Annotated in this window: 14 protein-coding genes, 2 tRNA genes and 1 pseudogene; 6 read left to right on the top strand and 11 right to left on the bottom strand. The window is 40.6% G+C overall.

The annotated features are described in order from the left end of the window. Nucleotides 1-93 precede the first annotated feature (93 nt). The 5 genes from ABLA85_RS06570 to nagB all read right to left on the bottom strand — a co-directional run bounded on the left by ABLA85_RS06570 (nt 94) and on the right by nagB (nt 3,664). Nucleotides 94-178, bottom strand: a tRNA-Leu gene (locus ABLA85_RS06570). 5 nt (nt 179-183) lie between these two features. Then, nucleotides 184-260 (bottom strand) — tRNA-Met (locus ABLA85_RS06565). A 154-nt stretch (nt 261-414) separates the two neighbouring features. Next, nucleotides 415-1,638 carry an ROK family protein gene (locus tag ABLA85_RS06560; protein ID WP_367962431.1) on the bottom strand — a complete coding sequence of 408 codons (1,224 nt, stop codon included), beginning with the start codon at nt 1,636-1,638 and terminating at the stop codon, nt 415-417. Between the two features lie 12 nt (nt 1,639-1,650). Further along, nucleotides 1,651-2,829, bottom strand: coding sequence for an N-acetylglucosamine-6-phosphate deacetylase (gene nagA / locus ABLA85_RS06555; RefSeq protein WP_367962428.1), 1,179 nt, complete (start codon nt 2,827-2,829; stop codon nt 1,651-1,653). A 28-nt stretch (nt 2,830-2,857) separates the two neighbouring features. Further along, nucleotides 2,858-3,664: a glucosamine-6-phosphate deaminase gene (nagB, locus tag ABLA85_RS06550; protein ID WP_367962425.1), complete on the bottom strand. Its 807-nt coding sequence runs from the start codon at nt 3,662-3,664 to the stop codon at nt 2,858-2,860. Nucleotides 3,665-3,897: 233 nt separating this feature from the next. On the opposite strand from nagB, the pseudogene ABLA85_RS06545 reads away from it, so the two are divergent. The 6 genes and pseudogenes from ABLA85_RS06545 to ABLA85_RS06520 all read left to right on the top strand — a co-directional run. Next, nucleotides 3,898-5,168 (top strand): annotated as a pseudogene (locus tag ABLA85_RS06545) (glucose PTS transporter subunit IIA); the annotation flags it as partial. 485 nt (nt 5,169-5,653) lie between these two features. Then, a complete protein-coding gene (locus ABLA85_RS06540) occupies nt 5,654-6,478 on the top strand; it encodes a phytanoyl-CoA dioxygenase family protein (protein WP_367962423.1) in 825 nt (274 codons plus the stop codon). A gap of 43 nt (nt 6,479-6,521) precedes the next feature. Beyond that, nucleotides 6,522-7,268, top strand: coding sequence for a glycosyltransferase (locus ABLA85_RS06535; RefSeq protein WP_367962420.1), 747 nt, complete (start codon nt 6,522-6,524; stop codon nt 7,266-7,268). Nucleotides 7,269-7,377: 109 nt separating this feature from the next. Beyond that, on the top strand, nt 7,378-8,607 hold the full coding sequence (locus ABLA85_RS06530) for a DegT/DnrJ/EryC1/StrS family aminotransferase (protein ID WP_367962417.1): 1,230 nt from the start codon (nt 7,378-7,380) through the stop codon (nt 8,605-8,607). 254 nt (nt 8,608-8,861) lie between these two features. After that, nucleotides 8,862-10,529, top strand: a complete 1,668-nt coding sequence (gene glnS / locus ABLA85_RS06525; RefSeq protein ID WP_367962415.1) for a glutamine--tRNA ligase — start codon at nt 8,862-8,864, stop codon at nt 10,527-10,529. Between the two features lie 225 nt (nt 10,530-10,754). Further along, the gene (locus ABLA85_RS06520; RefSeq protein ID WP_367962413.1) at nt 10,755-13,448 is read left to right on the top strand and encodes a beta-N-acetylhexosaminidase; all 2,694 of its coding nucleotides are present in this window, start codon (nt 10,755-10,757) and stop codon (nt 13,446-13,448) included. A 116-nt stretch (nt 13,449-13,564) separates the two neighbouring features. Here ABLA85_RS06520 and fur read toward each other — a convergent pair whose 3' ends face one another. From fur to ABLA85_RS06490, 6 genes are all read right to left on the bottom strand, one after another. After that, a complete protein-coding gene (fur, locus tag ABLA85_RS06515; RefSeq protein ID WP_038259894.1) occupies nt 13,565-14,014 on the bottom strand; it encodes a ferric iron uptake transcriptional regulator in 450 nt (149 codons plus the stop codon). Nucleotides 14,015-14,217: 203 nt separating this feature from the next. Next, complete coding sequence (fldA, locus tag ABLA85_RS06510) at nt 14,218-14,751, bottom strand: flavodoxin FldA (RefSeq protein ID WP_367962411.1); 534 nt, start codon at nt 14,749-14,751, stop codon at nt 14,218-14,220. 175 nt (nt 14,752-14,926) lie between these two features. Further along, the gene (ybfE, locus tag ABLA85_RS06505) at nt 14,927-15,217 is read right to left on the bottom strand and encodes a LexA regulated protein (RefSeq protein ID WP_047678744.1); all 291 of its coding nucleotides are present in this window, start codon (nt 15,215-15,217) and stop codon (nt 14,927-14,929) included. A gap of 268 nt (nt 15,218-15,485) precedes the next feature. Next, nucleotides 15,486-16,076, bottom strand: coding sequence for a TetR/AcrR family transcriptional regulator (locus ABLA85_RS06500; RefSeq protein WP_367962409.1), 591 nt, complete (start codon nt 16,074-16,076; stop codon nt 15,486-15,488). A 47-nt stretch (nt 16,077-16,123) separates the two neighbouring features. Next, a complete protein-coding gene (locus ABLA85_RS06495) occupies nt 16,124-19,252 on the bottom strand; it encodes an efflux RND transporter permease subunit (protein ID WP_367962407.1) in 3,129 nt (1,042 codons plus the stop codon). A gap of 1 nt (nt 19,253) precedes the next feature. After that, nucleotides 19,254-20,357 (bottom strand): efflux RND transporter periplasmic adaptor subunit, encoded by a 1,104-nt coding sequence (locus ABLA85_RS06490; RefSeq protein ID WP_367962405.1) that lies wholly within the window; start codon nt 20,355-20,357, stop codon nt 19,254-19,256. Nucleotides 20,358-20,408 lie beyond the last annotated feature (51 nt).

Below are 20,408 nucleotides of genomic sequence, written 5' to 3'. Positions count from 1 at the left end.
GCTTGGCGATACCCCACCTGAAAACAACACACTAAAACTTAAACCCAAAACTAAACCAGTTCAACTCGATTTAAGTACAACCGACGAAGAAAATGGTGCGGGAGGCGAGACTTGAACTCGCACACCTTGCGGCGCCAGAACCTAAATCTGGTGCGTCTACCAATTTCGCCACTCCCGCAAAGATGGTGGCTACGACGGGAATCGAACCTGTGACCCCAGCATTATGAGTGCTGTGCTCTAACCAGCTGAGCTACGTAGCCATCTTTTTTCGCTTTGCCTTCATCGGCGGTGCGGGGCGCATTATGCGTATATCAGGCAGATGCGTCAACTGCTTTTTTAAAAAAATATGCATAATATCGCTTGTTTGTTTGGCTTGTAATCATATTGATGATAAAACCAACGAGGTTGCTGAAATTATCCTCCAAGAAGATGTTGCAACAGTACACCATTGAGCATCGCACGTTTCGTTAAGGCAAATGCACCAATTGCGGAACAGTGACTTAGTTCAGAAACAACGACGGGGAGATCTTCACGGAAGGCTTTTAACGACTGTGTGTTGATGCAGCTTTGAATTGCCGTAAGCAGAACTTGCTCAGCTTCCGTAATATCACCAGCAATAACTATTTTCTGGGGATTAAAGAAGTTAATGGCGATGGCAATGGCTTTACCAAGATTGTGTCCTACTTGCCTGATAACTTCGACTGCCAGAGGATCTCCCTGATTAGCTGCGAGGCATATGTCACGAATCGTGCAGCTATTTAAAGTTAATTTGCTTGGAAATCCCTGCCGTAGTTGGTGCTGTACTTTAGCTTTTATTGCTGAGTTAGATGCAATAGTTTCCAGACAACCAAAATTTCCGCAATGGCAACGTTCACCCAGTGGCTCGATTTGGATGTGACCTATTTCTCCCAGATTGCCGCGTTTATTGAGCAAGATATTATTATTGACGATAACTCCTGCTCCTGTACCACGGTGAACGCGTACCAGAAGTGAGTCTTCACAATGGCGGGTGGCCCCGAAATAGTGTTCTGCCAATGCGAGGCTGCGAATGTCATGTCCGGCAAAGCAGAAGATATTGAAGCGCTTCCGTAGGTTTTGCACCAATGGCCAATTGTCTACTTTTATGTGTGGCATGTAACGAACGATGCCGTTATCGGGATCTACCAAGCCGGGAAGAATGATTGAAATCGCGATCAATTCACGGATCCGCCGCTGATTTTTGGCAATGAAATTCTCAATGGCGGAGATAATCCGTTTTTCCATTTCCTGTTGTGTATTCTCCTGTACGGAGTAGCGCTCTTCGGCTAATTGTTTGGCGCTCATATCAAATAGTGCAATTGTCGCATCATGGCGTCCGAGCCGTATGCCAATAGTATGAAAGCGGTTGGTTTCTGTAACGATAGAAATAGCCCGGCGTCCGCCAGTAGAAGCTTGCTGATCAATTTCTTTTATCAGGCCGCGTTCTAATAACTGACGTGTAATTTTGGTGACACTGGCGGGCGCAAGCTGGCTTTCTTCTGCAATTTGAATACGGGATATTGGGCCATGTTGGTCTATCAGACGATAGACCACCGCACTATTGAGTTGTTTAACCAGGTCAATATTACCGATTTGCTTTTGTGCATTATGGTGACTCATCAGACTTTATGCTCACGATAGTTCAACTTCATTTCCATTAGTGATGTTTCCGTTAACTATGGTTTTGCAGATTTTGAAATTATGTGTAAATGCGGTCAGGTTTGCGACTTTGCCGACTTCAATCGTACCGAGGTGTTTATCAACGCCGATGGCTTTGGCTGGATAAAGAGTTGCCATCCGTAATGTTTCATCCAAAGCGATACCGACATGTTCAACACTATTCTTGACGCTCTCTATCATTGTGACTGAGGAGCCGCTTAGTGTGCCATGTTCATCGACACATAATCCATCACGATAATATATTGTTTTATTGGCAAAAGTGAATTGTTCCAGAGTATTTGTCGCTGAATCAAGACCGGCAGGGACGATAGCATCTGTCACAAGAACTAATTTTTCATTTTTCAATCTCTTGGCACTACGGATATTTGGCCATGATACATGCATGCCATCACAAATAATGCCGGCATAGACTTCAGATGTATCATAAATAGCGCTGATTAACCCAGGTTGGCGGCCGGAAATGGCAGGCATGGCATTATATAAGTGGGTAGAAAAAGTAATGCCATCACGGAACCCTCGCCGGGCTTCTTCATAAGTTGCATTGGAGTGACCAGCAGAAACAATAATACCCACTTCAGTTAATTGGTGAATGCACTGCTCTTCGACCATCTCAGGAGCAAGAGTAATCTTGGTGATCACATCAGCATTAATACACAGATAATTGATCATCTCAGATGTTGGCTTGCGTATGTAAGCTGAATTGTGAGTTCCTTTTTTTACCGGATTGATGTAAGGCCCTTCCAGATGTAATCCAAGTGCCTGATGAGGATTATTGGCTAAGTAGATACGCATCACTTCAATGGCTTTAATCATCAGTTCATCAGGGCTGGTGATAAGTGTAGGCAGAAAACTGGTACAACCATGACGCTGATTGGTTTCCTGCATGATACGCAGCGTCTCTTCCGTAATGTATTCCAGCCGTTCATTATATTGAACCCCCCCACAGCCATTGACTTGCAGATCAATAAATCCGGCAGAGAGATTTGTTCCGTGTAAATCGTGTTTTTCAATATGTTCCGGTAATTCATTTTCTGGACAGACTTGCTTAATCAAACCATCTGCAATAATGACAGCATGTCCGTCCAGTCTTTCGTGCCCAGTATAGATAATACAGTTAGTTAAAGCGTACATTCTGGTCTCCTAATCGCCTGAATAAGTACTAACTGGCGAACTCATTAAGAATTTCCGCCTCTAGCTGGTGAAAATATTTTACTGTTTTTACTCTTAACTCCATCGTTGCAGGTTCATCACAGACGATGATCGCTTTTGGGTGTATTTGTAAACAGCTTACTGTCCACATATGATTAACGTTGCCTTCAATTGCAGCTTGCAAGGCCAAGGCTTTTTGTGCCCCCGTTGCCAAAATCAAGATCTCCTCGGCATCCATTAATGTACCTACACCGATGGTTAAAGCATATTGGGGAACTAAGTCCACATTATTATCGAAAAAACGAGAGTTAGCTGTTCGCGTTTCCAGCGTTAACGTTTTAATCCGGGTACGTGAAGAAAGGGAGGATGCAGGTTCGTTAAAGGCGATATGGCCGTCATTACCTACGCCGCCCATAAACAGATGGATTTTTCCATACGACTTGATCTTATTTTCATAACGTAAGCACTCGGCATCAACATCTTTCGCATTGCCATTGAGTAAGTTTATGTTTTCTTTTTGGATATCGATGTGATTAAAGAAATTTTGATGCATGAAAGTGTGGTAACTCTGGGGGTGATTTGCAGGAATACCGACATATTCATCCATATTGAAAGTGACGACATGCTTGAAACTGACTTTTCCTGCCTGATATAGCGCGATGAGTTCTTTATAAGTCGCCAGTGGTGTACTGCCAGTGGGCAGGCCGAGTACAAAAGGACGCTCTGTTGTTGGATTAAATTCGTTGATTTTACTAACAATGTAGTGCGCAGACCATCGACCTACATCACTTGTATTTGTTAGGGGGATCAGCCTCATGATGACCTCTTTAAGCATTATTCATGGTTAAAAATGGAACCATACAAACAGTTGTCGAGGAAATCCGTCTATCATACCTGTTCTTTGCGATGGTTCTACTTGTCGAAAGTTGCAATGTTATTTTTTATAGTAAAATAAGTTTTTGATTAAGGCCATATTTTGATTAAAAAAATATCAATTGTGGTGATTTTTATCACATATCAGAAGGATTTAATTTGTGATAAAAAATAATTTTCTTCCCCATCATGATGTTTGGTTTGCCGGGAGCGGCATTAGCGATTTACCACTGCGCGCGTCCTGAAAACAGAGCAATGGTTGGCGGTATTATGATGGCAGGCGCATTTGCTGCATTCTTTACCGGGGTAACGGAGCCACTTGAATTCTCTTTCATGTTTGTTGCACCTGTACTTTATGTCCTGCATGCTATTATGACGGGGATTTCAGTCTATATTGCGGCAACTATGCACTGGATTGCCGGTTTTGGTTTCTCTGCTGGCTTTATTGACCTTTTGCTGTCTTCACGCAATCCGTTGGCCGTTCACTGGTACATGCTTATCCCACAAGGCTTAGTCTTTTTCTGTCTCTACTATGTGATATTTCGTTTCACGATCAAAAAATTCAACCTGATGACATTAGGTCGTGAATTGCCCTCCACCGGACAAACGGATGGTTATGATATCGATATGGCTGCAAAAACCATTGGCCCAGGTAATATTGAGGAAGAAGCGTATAAATACATTGCAGCAGTAGGCGGTTCAGGCAATTTAACGGGCATTGACTCCTGTATTACCCGTTTACGCTTATCAGTAAAAGACTCAGGTTTGATTAATGAACAGGCAGTCAAGCAGCTTGGTGCTTCCGGGATTATCCGTCTGAACAAAGAGAGTGTTCAGATTATTATTGGAACCCGCGCAGAATTGATCGCCAATGCCATGAAGAAAGTTATCACCAAAGGACCTATTGCGGCTGAAACGGAACACCAGGCACCAGAGCCTGACATTCAGGTAAAAAAAGATCGTAAGTCGCAAGAAAAAGCTATTTTAACCTTAATAGCTCCTGTAACAGGTGAATTAGTTAAATTAGAGGATGTCCCGGATGAAGCTTTTTCCAGTAAATTAGTGGGTGATGGGATTGCTATTAAACCGACCTCTGATACTGTTTTTTCACCGATTTCAGGTACAGTGGTGAAAATGTTCGATACTAATCACGCACTGTGTATTGAGGCAGATGACGGTGTTGAAGTGATTATCCACATGGGCATTGATACCGTTTCTTTACAAGGTAAGGGTTTTGAGCGTTTGGTCGAAGAAGGTGTGAAAGTGAAAGTAGGGGAGCCATTATTGAAATTGGATCTTGAATACCTGAACACTCATGCTAAGTCAATGATAAGTCAATGATAAGTCCGATTGTTATCAGTAATATTGATGACTATGTGGGGGTCAGTATCATGGCTGAACGTCATGTTATTGCTAAAGAATCGAATTTATTTCAGGTAATGAAATAGATTAATGTCTTTCTCTTTCCAAGCTAACGGTGATCGTTTCGACGATCACCGAATGATATAAAAATACCTCATTTGAATAGTTCTAATAATAAAGAACAATAAAACTAAATCATTTTATATATTTATCTAATTTATCATTGATGTTATTGTTTTATGTTTTTATATTTTCTCACGTTATATTAATGCAATATAATAATCATTATTTTATATAATGTTTTATATTATTTATTTTTTATTGATTAGCGCGTTATTAATAAGATATTTTTTATAAATTTAATCTTTCAGGGTTGAAATTGATTTGATTTAGGGTAATTTATTTCCGCCAATTGATGTTTGTCTTTATATTTAATAATACTTATTTCTATTGTTACTGTTATTGGGTTTTTATAAGTTAAGAGTGTAAGCAGAGCGCTTAATAAGAGAAGGTTATAATATTTATTTGTTGATTAGGTGGAAAAATGTCAGGGTGTTTTTCTGAAGAAAAAATGAAACAATATTTGAAGTGTTGGGATGATAATGGTTATATCATTATTGAATCTGCGGTGAGCAGGCAACAAATACGGGAAACAGTAAATGCTATATTTGATTTTTTAGAAATGGATCAGAGAAAAACCACCGATTTCTATGATGAAAATATTCGCTCACGTTCTGGAATAGATAAAATGGGACGTATTCCTTTTTATCATCACCAGACATTATGGGATAACCGTCAGAATGAAGTTATTTATTCAGTGTATAAGAAAATATTTGGTACTGCGGATCTATTAGTCAGTATTGACAGAGTCAATATGAATCCCCCGATTACAGAAAAATGGCAATATGAGGGGTTCATTCATTGGGACATTGATGTTTCAAAACGCCCCTTAGAAAGAAAAATACAAGGTTTGTTAAGCCTGACAGATGATAATGGTAATTCAGGTGGTTTCCAATGTGTGCCGGGTTTCCATAAAATTATTTATCAATGGTTATCGCAACAAACGGAAGGATATAACAGTCGTTTTCCTGATACCAGCGAAATGAAAATTGAATCAATCCCACTTAAAGCGGGGGATTATGTGATTTTCGATGGAACATTGCCACATGGAAATCAGCCAAATACTTCTGATAAACCCAGATTGGCACAATATTTCTGCTGTTTTCCACGAATAGATCTGACCGAGCAGCAATTTGCAGAACGAATTTCAGCTTACAAACAAGGGCGGCCGACAACTTCAATAACCGGAAAACCCTTTCCTATTAAAAAGACCAGTCAACAAGATACATCTGATATCCATCTGACCGCACTGGGTAAACGGTTATTGGGATATTAAGTTACAGGTGATGGACTTAGGCAGGTTTTAATGGAGAAAATGGATGGATAGTGTTGGAGATTCTGTTGAAATCTCAATTGTGCTTCCCAGATATCATGAAAACTACCTGATTATTGAGAAAACAATACACCGGATTAAAAGAATTCAGGAAGTATTGAATGTACAAATTATCATTGTGAATGATTCGGATAAAAACAATTTTCATGATAGTGATATAGCAAAAATAAAACAGAATTATCGTGATGTTATGGTCATTTCTAATGGTGGAAACTATGGGAAAGGATACAGCATTCGGCGAGGTGTTGATTTGGCAAAGGGAAAATATATCTTTTATACCGATATTGATTTTCCAATAAAAGAATCTGATTTTTTTAATGCCTATAACCAGATAAAATCTAATAATATTGATTTAGTGATAGGGGAGCGTTTTTCAAACAATAAATCAAAGGCTAATTTTTACCGAAAAATAACCAGTAAAATTTTTCTGAAAACAGTTAATCTCTTATTAAATTGTAAAATTTCAGACTCACAATGTCCATTCAAAATGATACAGTCTGATTTGGCAAAAGAAATTTTTTCCAAACAGAGAATTAAGGGTTATGCATTTGATGCGGAAATTATTTATCTCTCTAAGAGATTGTCTAAAAATTTACATCAACTCTCTGTGGTTTGGGAGGATACAAGAGAAAACTGGGGGTTAATAAAAACTTTATTAAATTATAGTGTAATGATTTATGCAGTTTTTTCTATTAAAGTTTATTGGCATATTAATGATCCAAAAATTGTGTAATTTATTTTGCATAAAATGATATTACATAATTCGACTAATTTTATGGAATTATATACCGATAGGTATGTGATTAAATTTATTTATTTTAATTTATTAAGGCATAGACATAATGAAATTTCCACAATGGCCTAATTTTTCTGAGCAATCATTAAAAGATATTCAACAGCCTCTATTATCTGGCAAGGTTAATTATTGGACAGGTGAAAGAGGAATGGAGTTTGAAAATAAATTTGCCAACTGGATTGGGGCAAAAATGGCAATATCTTGTAATTCTGGCACCTCAGCAGTGAATATTGCCGTAGGGGCTTTAAATATTGGCCCTGGTGATGAGGTTATCGTTCCTTCTTACACTTTCATTGCTACTTCTTTTGCTGTTTTACAATGTGGGGCTATTCCTGTGTTTTGTGATGCAACGGAAGAGCACACCATTGATCCCGGAAAAATAGAAGCGCTTATTACAGAGAAGACGAAAGCCATTATTGTTGTGCATCTTTATGGTGTTGTTTGCGATATGGAACCTATACTCGCTATTGCCCGTCAATACAATCTCAAAGTGATAGAAGACAGTGCTCAATGTTTGGGAGGTCAATATAAAGGTAAACCTGTCGGTACAATTGGTGATGTTGGTACATTTAGTTTCTGTCAGTCAAAACATTTTACCACTGGTGGGGAAGGCGGCATGGTTGTGACCAATAATGTTGAAATTGGTTGGGAGTGTCGTGCTTATCGTGATCATGGATTTGATGTAAGAAGAAAATTTGATTTGCTTGCTTTGGAAGAAGTGTCATGGCATGTGCACAATCGCATTGGTTATAATTATCGTATGACTGAAATTCAGTCGATCATCGGGATTAATGAACTGGAGCGGTTTGATAATTGGAATATGCGCAATCGTAAACAATACGCCAAAATCTATGATGCAAAATTCACAGGTATCGATTTAATTCACAGTTTGCCATTAAATAATGAAGAGAGATGCAACGCGTATTGGTTATATCCTATCGTTTTTGATCTTGCCAAATTGGATTGTACCGCTGAAGTTATTTTGAATGATCTGAAAAATATTGGTGTTCCGGCATTTAAAATTCAGTGGCCGGAAGCTTATGGCGAAAGAGTATTTAGAGAGTTACGGGGATTTGGCTCAGCCAATTTTCCTTTCCATTCAAAAGAGTACACATCGCCTGAATCAGTCAATTATTGTGATGTTGTGTGTGAGACAGCTCGCTCTTTATTACCCAGAACAATCAGTCTGTATTTGCATCCTAGCTGGAACGAGGAGCACATTATTTATTGTGCAGATCAGTTAATTGCGGTGTTGGAAAATCATCGCATTTGCTGATCTTACTTGGTGCTATTATTGAACGCTCTATGAGAAAAACGGCAAGCCATTTGTTATAGTGGCTTGCCAGTATCCTTCACGGTTTTTAACGGAAAGTTAACGATATTGTACATAATTCATTGTACATAAATCGTTTTTTAGCACTAACTTTGCCCTTTTCGTCCATTTTCCATTAACTAAGTGTTGTTTCTCGGTTCAGCTTAATAGATTATAAAGGGTTTATTGAAGCGCTTTTTGCATTGAGGAATAAAACGATGAGTGAGGCAGATGCTCGCCCGACAAACTTTATTCGTCAGATAATTGACGAAGATTTAGCAACTGGTAAACATACATCCGTACATACCCGTTTCCCACCTGAACCTAATGGCTATCTGCATATTGGACATGCGAAGTCGATCTGCCTGAATTTTGGCATCGCACAAGATTACCAGGGGCAATGCAACCTGCGTTTTGACGATACGAACCCGGTTAAAGAAGATATTGAATACGTTGAGTCGATTAAAAATGACGTCCAGTGGTTAGGGTTTCAGTGGAGTGGTGATATTCGCTACTCTTCTAACTATTTCGATAATCTGTATGAATACGCGCTTGAATTGATCAATAAAGGTCTGGCGTATGTCGATGAATTAAGCCCAGATGAGATCCGCGAATATCGTGGCACGCTAAAAGAGCCGGGTAAAAACAGCCCGTACCGCGATCGCAGTGTGGAAGAGAACCTTGCTCTGTTCGAAAAAATGCGTGCTGGTGAATTTGCTGAAGGTAAAGCCTGTCTGCGGGCAAAAATCGACATGGCTTCTCCATTCATTGTCATGCGCGATCCGGTTCTGTATCGCATTAAATTTGTAGAACATCACCAATCCGGTAATAAATGGTGCATCTATCCGATGTACGATTTCACCCATTGTATTTCTGATGCTCTGGAAGGGATCACTCATTCTATATGTACGTTAGAGTTTCAGGATAACCGTCGTTTGTATGACTGGGTATTGGATAACATCACAATTGATTGCCATCCACGCCAGTATGAGTTTTCTCGCCTTAATCTGGAATACACGGTGATGTCCAAGCGTAAACTGAACCTGCTGGTGACAGAAAACATTGTTGATGGTTGGGATGACCCACGTATGCCAACGATTTCCGGCTTGCGTCGTCGTGGCTATACTTCTGCTGCGATCCGTGAGTTCTGCCGTCGTATCGGGGTGACTAAACAGGATAACAACGTTGAAATGGCTGCGTTGGAATCTTGTATCCGTGATGATTTAAATGAAAATGCGCCGCGTGCTATGGCAGTTCTTGATCCGGTAAAACTGGTGATTGAAAACATGCCGGAAGGTGAAGTCATTCTGACAATGCTTAACCATCCAAATAAACCAGAAATGGGTAGTCGTGAAGTGCCTTTCAGCCGTGAAATTTATATTGATCGCGCAGACTTCCGTGAAGAAGCAAACCGTCAATATAAGCGTTTGGTACTTGGTAAAGAAGTTCGTTTGCGTAACGCCTATGTGATTAAAGCTGAACGTGTCGAAAAAGACGAAGAAGGTAATATCACTACTATTTACTGTCACTATGATGAGCAGACGCTGAATAAAGATCCGGCTGATGGTCGCAAAGTGAAGGGGGTTATTCACTGGGTAAGTGCTGCACATGCTGCCCCTGCGGAATTCTATCTGTATGACCGTCTGTTCAGTGTACCGAACCCAGGGGCGGAAGAGGATTTCCTGTCTACGATTAATTCAGAGTCATTAGTGGTACGTAAAGGTTTTGTTGAGCCGGGACTGGCAAAAGCACAGTCGGAAAAAACGTATCAGTTCGAGCGTGAAGGGTATTTCTGTGCTGACAGCAAACTCTCAAGTCCTGAACGTTTAGTATTTAACCGTACTGTAGGCTTGCGTGATACTTGGGCGAAAATCTCTAAAGAATAATATAAGTTGAATAGACGAAAAAAGCGTGATTATTATCGCGCTTTTTTTATGCTTAAAAGTCTCGTAATGAAAATTAACTCTTCCTGCCAAGATTAAAAATTGCCTTATAGTCACATTTTGTATAGGGTTATTTCGCATTGATGCTAGGTTGTACAAAACCGTTTTGTGATATCAAAAACAGCCTTCTGTTCTGGGCCAAAATAAAAAACTCGGACGAGGTCATTAATGAAAAGCATTAAATTACACACTTTAGCAGCAATTATCATGGCGGCTGGGTTCACGGCAGGTACTTATGCGGAAAATATTCATGCGGAAATGTCATCACAGCAGATAGTAGATTCACTTAGCCAGTTACACGTGAATTTTAGCATCGTAGACAACCAAGCCGGATCACATGGGACTGATTGTGCCATCTTAGGTGCAAACGGGGCTGCTTGTAATCGGGTTAATATCACATTGACCAATGGCGATCAGGCAATTGATTCTGCCGATTGGGCACTTTATTTTCATAGCATTCGCCAAATTCTGAACGTTGATCATGAGCAATATAAAATCACGCATATCACAGGTGATTTGCATAAATTAGAACCGACAGAAAAGTTCAGAGGGATCAAGGCCAAAGAAAAGATCTCACTGCCTATTATTAGTGAATACTGGCAGATTTACAGTACAGATTTTATGCCGCGTTGGTATGCCACTTCCGGTGATGCTATTCCTAAAGTATTGACTAATACTGATACTGAGGATCTGAGTGCGTTTTTATCTGATTTTAAAGGGGAGCAGTGGAAACGAACGACGGCGGATAACAATATCCTGATGACACCTGAAAGCCGTTTTGAGAAAAACAGCCAGATGTCATTAATGGATGGGGATAAACTGCGTGGGCAAATTATCCCGACGCCCAGAAAATTGTCCATTCATTCACAGGATGTCAATTTGTCTCATGGCGTGAAATTGGAACTGGGAGGGTTGAGTGACGCTTCAATTCGGGTCATTCGAGAGCGTTTTGCTGATTATAACATTCAGTTAACCGACAACGGTTATCGGGTTGCGTCTCAGATTAATGCTAACAAATTTACCGGTGATTGGCGGGTTAAAGGGGCTTATTCCCTGAATATCACGACTAAGGGAGCGCAAATTGTTGCTTTTGATGAATCCGGTGTATTTTATGGCCTGCAATCACTGTTTTCCCTTCTTCCGGCCAATGGTGTACCAAAAATAGCCACATTAACAGTAAAAGATGCACCCAGATTTGAATATCGGGGGATGTTTCTTGATGTCGGACGGAATTTCCATAGTAAAGAAACTGTCTTGCGTCTGCTCGATCAAATGGCGGCTTATAAACTGAATAAATTGCATTTCCATTTGAGTGATGATGAAGGCTGGCGTCTGGAAATTCCCGGTTTACCGGAATTAACAGAAATTGGCAGCAAACGTTGTCATGATTTAACTGAGACACAATGTTTGTTACCGCAATTAGGCTCAGGGCCAGCAAGTAATAATATGGGAAGTGGCTATTTTAGCCGTCAGGATTACATTGATATCTTGAAATATGCTAAGGCTCGTCAGATAGAGGTGATCCCAGAAATTGATATTCCGGCCCATGCCCGTGCAGCGGTAATGTCTATGGAAGCCCGTTATAAAAAGTTGGTGGCAGAAGGAAAGGTACAGGAAGCCAATGAGTACCGTTTGCTCGATCCGACGGATACCTCAAATACGACATCTGTACAGTTTTACGATCGCCATAGCTATCTGAACCCGTGCATGGATTCTTCCAAACGCTTTGTTGACAAAGTCATCAGTGAAATTGTTGCTATGCACAAAGAAGCCGGAACTTCATTGAAAACATGGCATTTTGGCGGTGATGAAGCGAAAAATATTCGTTTAGGGGCGGGTTATCAGGATAAAGATGGCCCAATTGAACCGGGTAAAGGGATTATAAATAAAAAAATCGAAGACAAACCATGGGCAAAATCTCAGGCTTGTCAAAAAATGATTGCGAAGGGCACTATCAAAGATGTTGATGAGCTGGCCAGTTACTTCGCGATTGAAGTGAGTAAGATTGTCAATGCTCATGGTATTGAGGCGATGCAGTCATGGCAGGATGGTCTGAAACATGCGAAATCTGCGAAAGACTTTGCTACTCAGTACGTTACGGTAAACTTTTGGGATACGCTCTATTGGGGAGGTTATGATTCCGTTAATGACTGGGCAAACAAGGGTTATCGTGTCGTTGTTTCCAGCCCTGATTATGTTTACCTGGATATGCCGTACGAAGTCAATCCGAAAGAGCGGGGCTATTATTGGGCATCCCGTTTTAATGATGAAGCCAAAATCTTCAGTTTTGCACCCAATAATATGCCACAAAATGCTGAAACTTCGATGGATATCAATGGCAACTATTTCAATACCACCAGTAATAAACGTTGGCCGGGGGCGTATGGCGTGTCAGGGCTATTATGGAGTGAAACGGTACGTACTGATCAGCAAATGGAATATATGATTTATCCGCGTTTGCTGCCGCTGGCGGAACGTGCGTGGCATCAGGCTGAATGGGAACAGAATTACCAACAGGGCAGAGAATATAAAGGCGGAGTCACACGGTATGTTGAAACCGATAAACTCAATAATGATTGGCGCCGTTTTGCCAATTTAATGGGGCAACGTGAAATGGCAAAACTGGATAAGGCGCATGTTGCATATCGATTACCAATACCGGGAGCAAGAATTGTGTCAGGGACATTGGAAGCAAACATTGCCTTGCCGGGGCTGACAATTCAGTATTCGTTGAATGGTGGCAAAACTTGGGAAATTTATGATGACAGACAAAGACCGCACGTTGAAGGTAATGTGAAAGTCCGTTCTGTTAGCACTGATGGTAAGCGTTTTAGTCGAATTGAAGAAGTATATCAAAAATAATCGCCTGTAAAAAAAGCAACCTGCCGATTAGCTTAAGCTAATCGGCAGCAGCTTCTTTTGACAAGAGCAGATATTGGAAGTGAGTAGTATGTATCACTTCTTATCGTGCCTTCTTATCATGCTTTCTCATCATGTAACGTACTATCTTTGCGGCAATCACCTGTAGTACAGTGACCATATAAATAGAGACTATGATTTGACAACTTGATTCCATGACGTGCAGCAATATCTTTCTGACGTTCTTCAATGGACTCATCGCTGAACTCAATCACTTTACCACAGTCGAGACAAATCAGATGGTCATGGTGATGTTGCTGAGTGAGTTCAAAAACCGATTTACCGCCTTCAAAATTGTGGCGAGTGACAATGCCGGCATCATCGAACTGGTTCAACACGCGATAGACAGTGGCGAGGCCAATCTCTTCACCGATATCAATCAGTTTCTTATAGAGATCTTCCGCACTGACATGATGGCATTCTGGGTCCTGTAACACTTCCAGAATTTTCAGGCGAGGAAGTGTTACTTTAAGTCCAGCATTTTTCAATGCTTTATTGTTGTCGGTCATGCGGATTCAGTCCTGTAACTTGAGTTTAGTGAACTTGTGATACTTGGGTATCGTGAGAGAATTTGATTTAGTTTCACGCTGTAGATTATAGGCATGGATATTGAAAATGAAAACCATGCCCACTTCGCTATCATGACACATAATTCAAGAATTATCCCGTGTAAAAGGTAATTGTTTACTTATACACACACGAGGGTCTTTTTTTATGCGCCGAGGATCTCTGACAGGCTCATTTCAGCCTTAATCTGCTGTATCCAAGCATCAACACGCTCTTCGGTCAATTCTGGTTGGCGATCTTCATCAATAGCAAGACCAATGAAGTGATTATCGTCAGCCATACCTTTAGATACTTCAAAGTGATACCCTTCCGTTGGCCAGTGCCCAACAATAATTGCACCACGAGGTTCGATAATATCGCGGATGGTGCCCATAGCATCACAGAAATATTCTGCATAATCTTCCTGATCACCACAACCAAACAGGGCAACTAACTTCCCTTCAAAATTGATCTCTTCCAGAGTTGGGAAGAAATCATCCCAGTCACATTGAGCTTCGCCGTAGTACCAGGTTGGAATGCCTAGCAGCAGGATATCGAAGGCTTCAAGATCTTCCTTGCTGCTTTTGGCAATATCGTGAACTCCCGCAACATCAGCACCGCCCAGTTTTTCTTGGATCATTTTGGCAATGTTCTCTGTGTTGCCAGTGTCGCTGCCGAAGAATATACCTATTATTGCCATAAAGTAGATTAACCTCTTGTTTTATTTAGTGTATGAAATCCATACACGTCACGCTGAAATCAGCAGGAAAAATAGCAGTTTTATTAAAATGAAAAACGTTATTTTGACCAAACATCAGTGACAAGTCTGTCAGATTTGTGTGGTGACGCCGCTTCATTCTGTTGAATTAAAGCCGTTAATTGGTAAGGCGATTCTCTGTTGCTAGTTGAGCCAGCAACATCTGTTCAATCAATTCACTGCGGCTGATATTGCGCTGTTTTGCCAGATGGTTGAGAGCACCAACAGCATCTTCATTGAGTTTTAGTTCCACCCGACGCAGTCCTTTGACTTTATCCCGGCGCAACTGGTTGCGTTTATTGATCCTAAGCTGTTCATCTCTGGACAGCGGATTTGTTTTAGGTCGCCCTGGCCTGCGTTCATCTGCGAACAAATCCAGTGTGGTGCGATCAGTTTGTTCTTTTGCCATAAATTCGATTGATAAAGGGCGTGTACCAATAATATAGCGGGCAATGATACCTTAGCTGGACGCGTGTCGCTACTGGTTGATGGGAGAGATTGTTGGTTGATTAGAGGGATTATCGGGTTCAGCTAAAATTCAGACATAATAATGTCGGAAAAGTGGTGTATAGCGTGATGTATAACAAGTACGGTGTGAAAAAGAAATAAAATGGAGAAAAAAGAGTCACGTTGGTCTGATTAAGGCAAATGCCTTAATCAGAAAGCGGTTGTAAGAGTTATGGAGTAAAGGCTTTTCGTATTAAATAAATAAGAGCATCAAGGCTTTCACGCCATTTAAAATCAGATCCCATGATTTGCCTTCCGATAGCACCGTCAACGGCGATCATTAACCAAGAAGCAGTCTGTTCAGCATTAAGTTTTTTATCAATTTCCCCATTCTCAATGCCCTTATTGAGTAGTCGCGTAAAACGCTCCCGGACTTTTTTCTCATTCTCGATAAATATCTTATTAATAGCAGGATTCCGGCTGGCCTCAGCGATAATTTCAATACTGAGGCGTGCATAGCCGGGTTCGTTATAGAGTTGTATCAGCTTTTCCAACAATTTTTCTATTGTGGCAATCACTGAATTTTCATCATGACAGGCAGCTAAAATTTTGTCATAGTCGTGGCTGTCTTCTTCTGCAATCGCTTCAATAATGGCACTCTTAGTTGGATAATAATGAAACAGGTTTCCGGGACTCATACCTGCTGCTTTGCAGATTTCTGCTGTTGATGTTGCATGAAATCCCTTCTCGATAAAACAGGAGATAGCCGCATCAATAATATGTTTACGTTTGGCTCGCTGTTTTTCGGTCTGTTTTTTCACCTTATATTCCTCCAAAGGCTAGATACAGAATCAAATTGATTCATCTATCAATGATAATTGAGATCGTCTTTTGTGACCGATGACAATTTTCTAAGATATGGAACGATATAGTTTTTAAAATCATCCACATAACTGTAAATAACGGGCACAAACAGCAAACTTAACAATGTTGAACTGAGTAACCCACCAATGACGGCAATCGCCATCGGCGCACGGAAACTGGTATCTGCGCCGCTGGTGACCACCAGAGGGATCATCCCGGCAATCATGGCAATTGTTGTCATGATAATTGGCCTGACACGCTCTCTTCCTGCCTGAATAATGGCGTCAGTTCGTGACATACCAGAGCGGGATTTTTCGAGAATAAACTCAACCAGTAAGATTGAGTTTTTGGTGACAATTCCCATTAGCATTAATATGCCGATAATAACGGGCATATCAATCGTGGCATTATAGATAAGTAAAGCGATAATGGCACCACCGATAGCAAATGGCAGGGCAATCAGAATCGTCATTGGTTGTAAGAAATCTTTGAACAGAATAATCAGAATAGCCAATACCATCAGGATACTAAGCATCATGGTGGTAGAGAAGCGTTCAAACATCTCATTCATGTATTCAATATCACCATATTGGATTCTTTTAACTTCTGGTGGCAATTTTTTCAATGTTGGTAATTGATTGATCTGTTCTAGTGCGGTGCCAATTGCGATACCATTCAGATCAGCCTCAATCACAGCTTTACGTTGTCTGGAAATGCGTTCTATCGTGTCAGGCCCTGAACCAAATGAGATATCAGCGACCGATTTTATCGGGACATTCACCCCAGACGTGCTGTTAACGTACATATTGCTTAGCACATTCAGATTATCCCTGTCTTCTTTGGATAATAAGACACGGATCGGAACCTGCCTGTCTGGTAAATTAAATTTAGAGACATTAGCGTTGATTTCACCGATGGTTGCGGTTTTGATCACTGCACCAATAGCATCTGTTGTTACTCCCGCTCTGGCAGCCTCAGCAATATTTGGAGTGATGATAATTTCCCGTTTGGGTAATGGTTGCAAAATTTGAATATTCTTTAATCCATTCAACTGCATCATTTCCTGACGCAACTGTCTTGTTGTCTGAGCCAGAATGTCTGGATAATCACTGGCTAAAACAATCGAAACATCCCGGTTTCCATCACTGCTGCCAAAGGTATAGCGAATATCCGGTGTTGCATCTAAGATAGGCGTCAGTGACTGTTCAAACTCTTTTTGTGACAATTTGCGATCATTGATGGGCACTAAATTGACGATAATAGTACTTTTGCTTTGATTAATATCGCCGGCTGTTCCTTCAACACCTGCAATAGAGAAAATATCTACAATCTCTGGACGGGATTTAAACTGTTTAATAATCTGCTGTAAAAGTTTATCGCTTTGTGCCACCTGTGTTCCGGGTGGTGCTTCAATATCTATTTTAGCGATACTGATATCGGATTTAGGTAAAAAACCAGAGGGTAATAGCTCAAGCAGACTTAGTGAACCCAACAAAAAAGCAACAGCTAAAGCTAAGGCTGTTTTGCGAAATTTTAGTGTCTTATCCAGAATGGCAACATATTTCTTGATCCATTTCGGTGTCTCGACCTTACCTGTTTCACTGTTTTGTTCAGACAATGCTTTTTCCGTTGATGTCTTTTTCGGTAATGCCTTTTTCGGTAATAGCAGATAAGCGGACATCAGAGGAGTCACCATTCTGGCAACCAGTAAGGATGATAAAACCGCCGCGGATACGGTAATACCGAAGGGGACAAAATATTTACCCACGAAACCGCCAACAAAGCTGACTGGCAGGAAAACAGCGACAATCGTAATAGTAATCGCGATGATTGCGAACCCAATGGCATTGGATGCCTTGATCGCTGCAATATAAGGTCTTTCTCCCCTTTCAATATATTTTTCTATGTTCTCTATTTCGACTATCGCATCATCAACTAAAATACCGATCACCAGCGTTAATGCTAATAATGTGATGCTATTTAATGTGTAGCCAAATAAATGCAGAATAACAAATGTGGGTAAAATAGATAATGGCAGTGCAATTGCTGCAATTAAAGTAGCACGCCAGCTTCTCAGAAAGAAAAACACCACAATGACTGTTAATATTGCACCTTCAATTAATGTCTGCATGGTGGCGTTATAACTGGCCACTGTGTATTTCACATTTGATGAAACAAGTTTAATATTAATATCAGGGTTCTCGTTTTTAATTCGCTCTAATGCTTTTGTGACTCCTTTTTCTACCACGGTATCACTTGAACCTTTAGTGCGGAACACAGCAAAACCAATAACAGGTTTACCATTCAGACGGGAAATAGACGTTGTTTCTGAATGGGAGTCTTTAACCGTGGCAATATCGCCCAAAGTGACCCAGTTATTATTCTCTAAAGGAAACGTTAATTTACGCAGATAATCTAATTGATTTTTGGCCCCTAAGATACGGATAGAATGACCTTGCTCTGCTATAACCATTCTCCCGCCAGGAATATTGACATTACTCTGGAGCAATAACTGGTTAATATCTGCAACACTGATCTTTAACGCAGCCAGTTTTACCGGATCGGGTTCAACCAATATTTCTCTGTTTGTCCCCCCTGAGCGGCTTATTTTTTGTACCCCTGGTACAGTTAATAGATGCTTACTTAATTTGTCATCAACAAACCAGGATAATTCGGTTAAAGTTTTATTCTTTGCCTGAACGGCATAATTCAGAATAGCCCCACCTTCTACATCAATACGGTTTATTAAAGGCTCATCTATATTTTGAGGTAATTCTGCCCGGATCTGGGTAATTTGCTCACGAATATCATTAACGGCGACATTAGGGTCAACTGTTAAATTAAATTCAATAACCGTAATAGAGACACCATCAGTAATGGTTGAGTTAATATGCCGAATTCCCGGTAAGCCAGAAACTGCCCGTTCGATAGGTTGAGTTACTGCATTTTCTAATTCAGAAGGTGAAGCCCCACTTTGTGAAGTAGTTACAGTCACAACCGGGAAATTAATCACAGGGTTGGCATTAATGGGTAACTCAGAAAAGGAAAATAACCCGGCGATAGTAAGAGCCAAGAAAATAACAATAGTGGGAATTGGCTTTCTGATGGCCCATTCTGATAATTGAAACTTCATCTTATTTTCCCTGTGATTTAATGGAAACAGTATCCATCTCTTGTAGGAATGGAGATGCAGAGATTACAACTTTATCGTTTGCTGATAATCCAGACTTTATTTCAACCCATTTACCAAAAATACGTCCTATATTGACCTGTTTTTTCTCTACCGCATTGTTTTTACCTACAACATAGACATCTGCTTTGTTTCCATCAGTGATACTCACCGCACTATAAGGAATGGCATTAATATTTTCTGGCTTAAGCTGAAAGAGAGCATAACCGAAATCGCCCAGTTTGATATTTGCGGGAGCATTATCAAGCGTGATCCTGATGAGTCCTATTTGGGTAATAGGATTAATCTTTGGTGATACATATCTTACCTTACCCGTTATTTTATCCCCTTCAGTAAGAGAAATGGTTGCAGATGAGCCCACCTGGATCTGTTTTAAGTCAGAAATATAGGCTTCAGCCGAAAATTCGTATTGGTTATTATCGATAAGCTTAAACAGATAATTACCATCAGTGGTCATACCAACTGTGGCAACACGTTCACTGATAATTCCTGCTTTGGGAGCCAGAATAGTTGTTTTGGCACGCTGGCTTTTTTCTTCTTGTAATTGTGCCTGTAATTGCCGGTATTCGGCTTTTGCCGCATTTAAGGCTGCTAATGCGGAATTAGCCTCCATTTTATATTTTTCAAATTCACTGGCAGTAATTACGCCGGTTTTGATCAGCGGTTTTGCCCGTTTCAGGTCGGATTGTGCCCGATCGTTCATGGCCTCATTCTGTTTTATCAGAGCCAAAGCATGTTCCAGATTCGCTTTGGCCTGCTTGACTTTTTCATCCTGAATGGGCGTTTCCAGTGTAGCCAGAACATCACCTTGTTTGACGTAATCGCCTTCTTCGACCAGGACATCAGTAATGATATGCTGAGTCAGTGATGGGCTTATGATAATTTCATTTCTTGCTACAATAGATCCTAATATATTAATTGAAGGAGCAAAGGGAACTGCCTGCATCGTTGTTGCTGAGACACGCATCTGTTCTTGGGATGCTTGGGCATTTGTGAAAACGAGCACAGAAAAACAAAAGCCAAGAAGAGATAACAAATTTCTTGCCATTTATCGTCCTTACTAATGACTGATGATGATCGCTTAAATTAGCGCCTATAT

Origin of the sequence: Xenorhabdus sp. SGI246 (assembly GCF_040838225.1) — a bacterium.
GTDB lineage: Bacteria > Pseudomonadota > Gammaproteobacteria > Enterobacterales > Enterobacteriaceae > Xenorhabdus > Xenorhabdus indica.
Note: the sequence above shows the minus strand (reverse complement) of the source record. Positions and strands in the feature narration are given on the sequence as shown.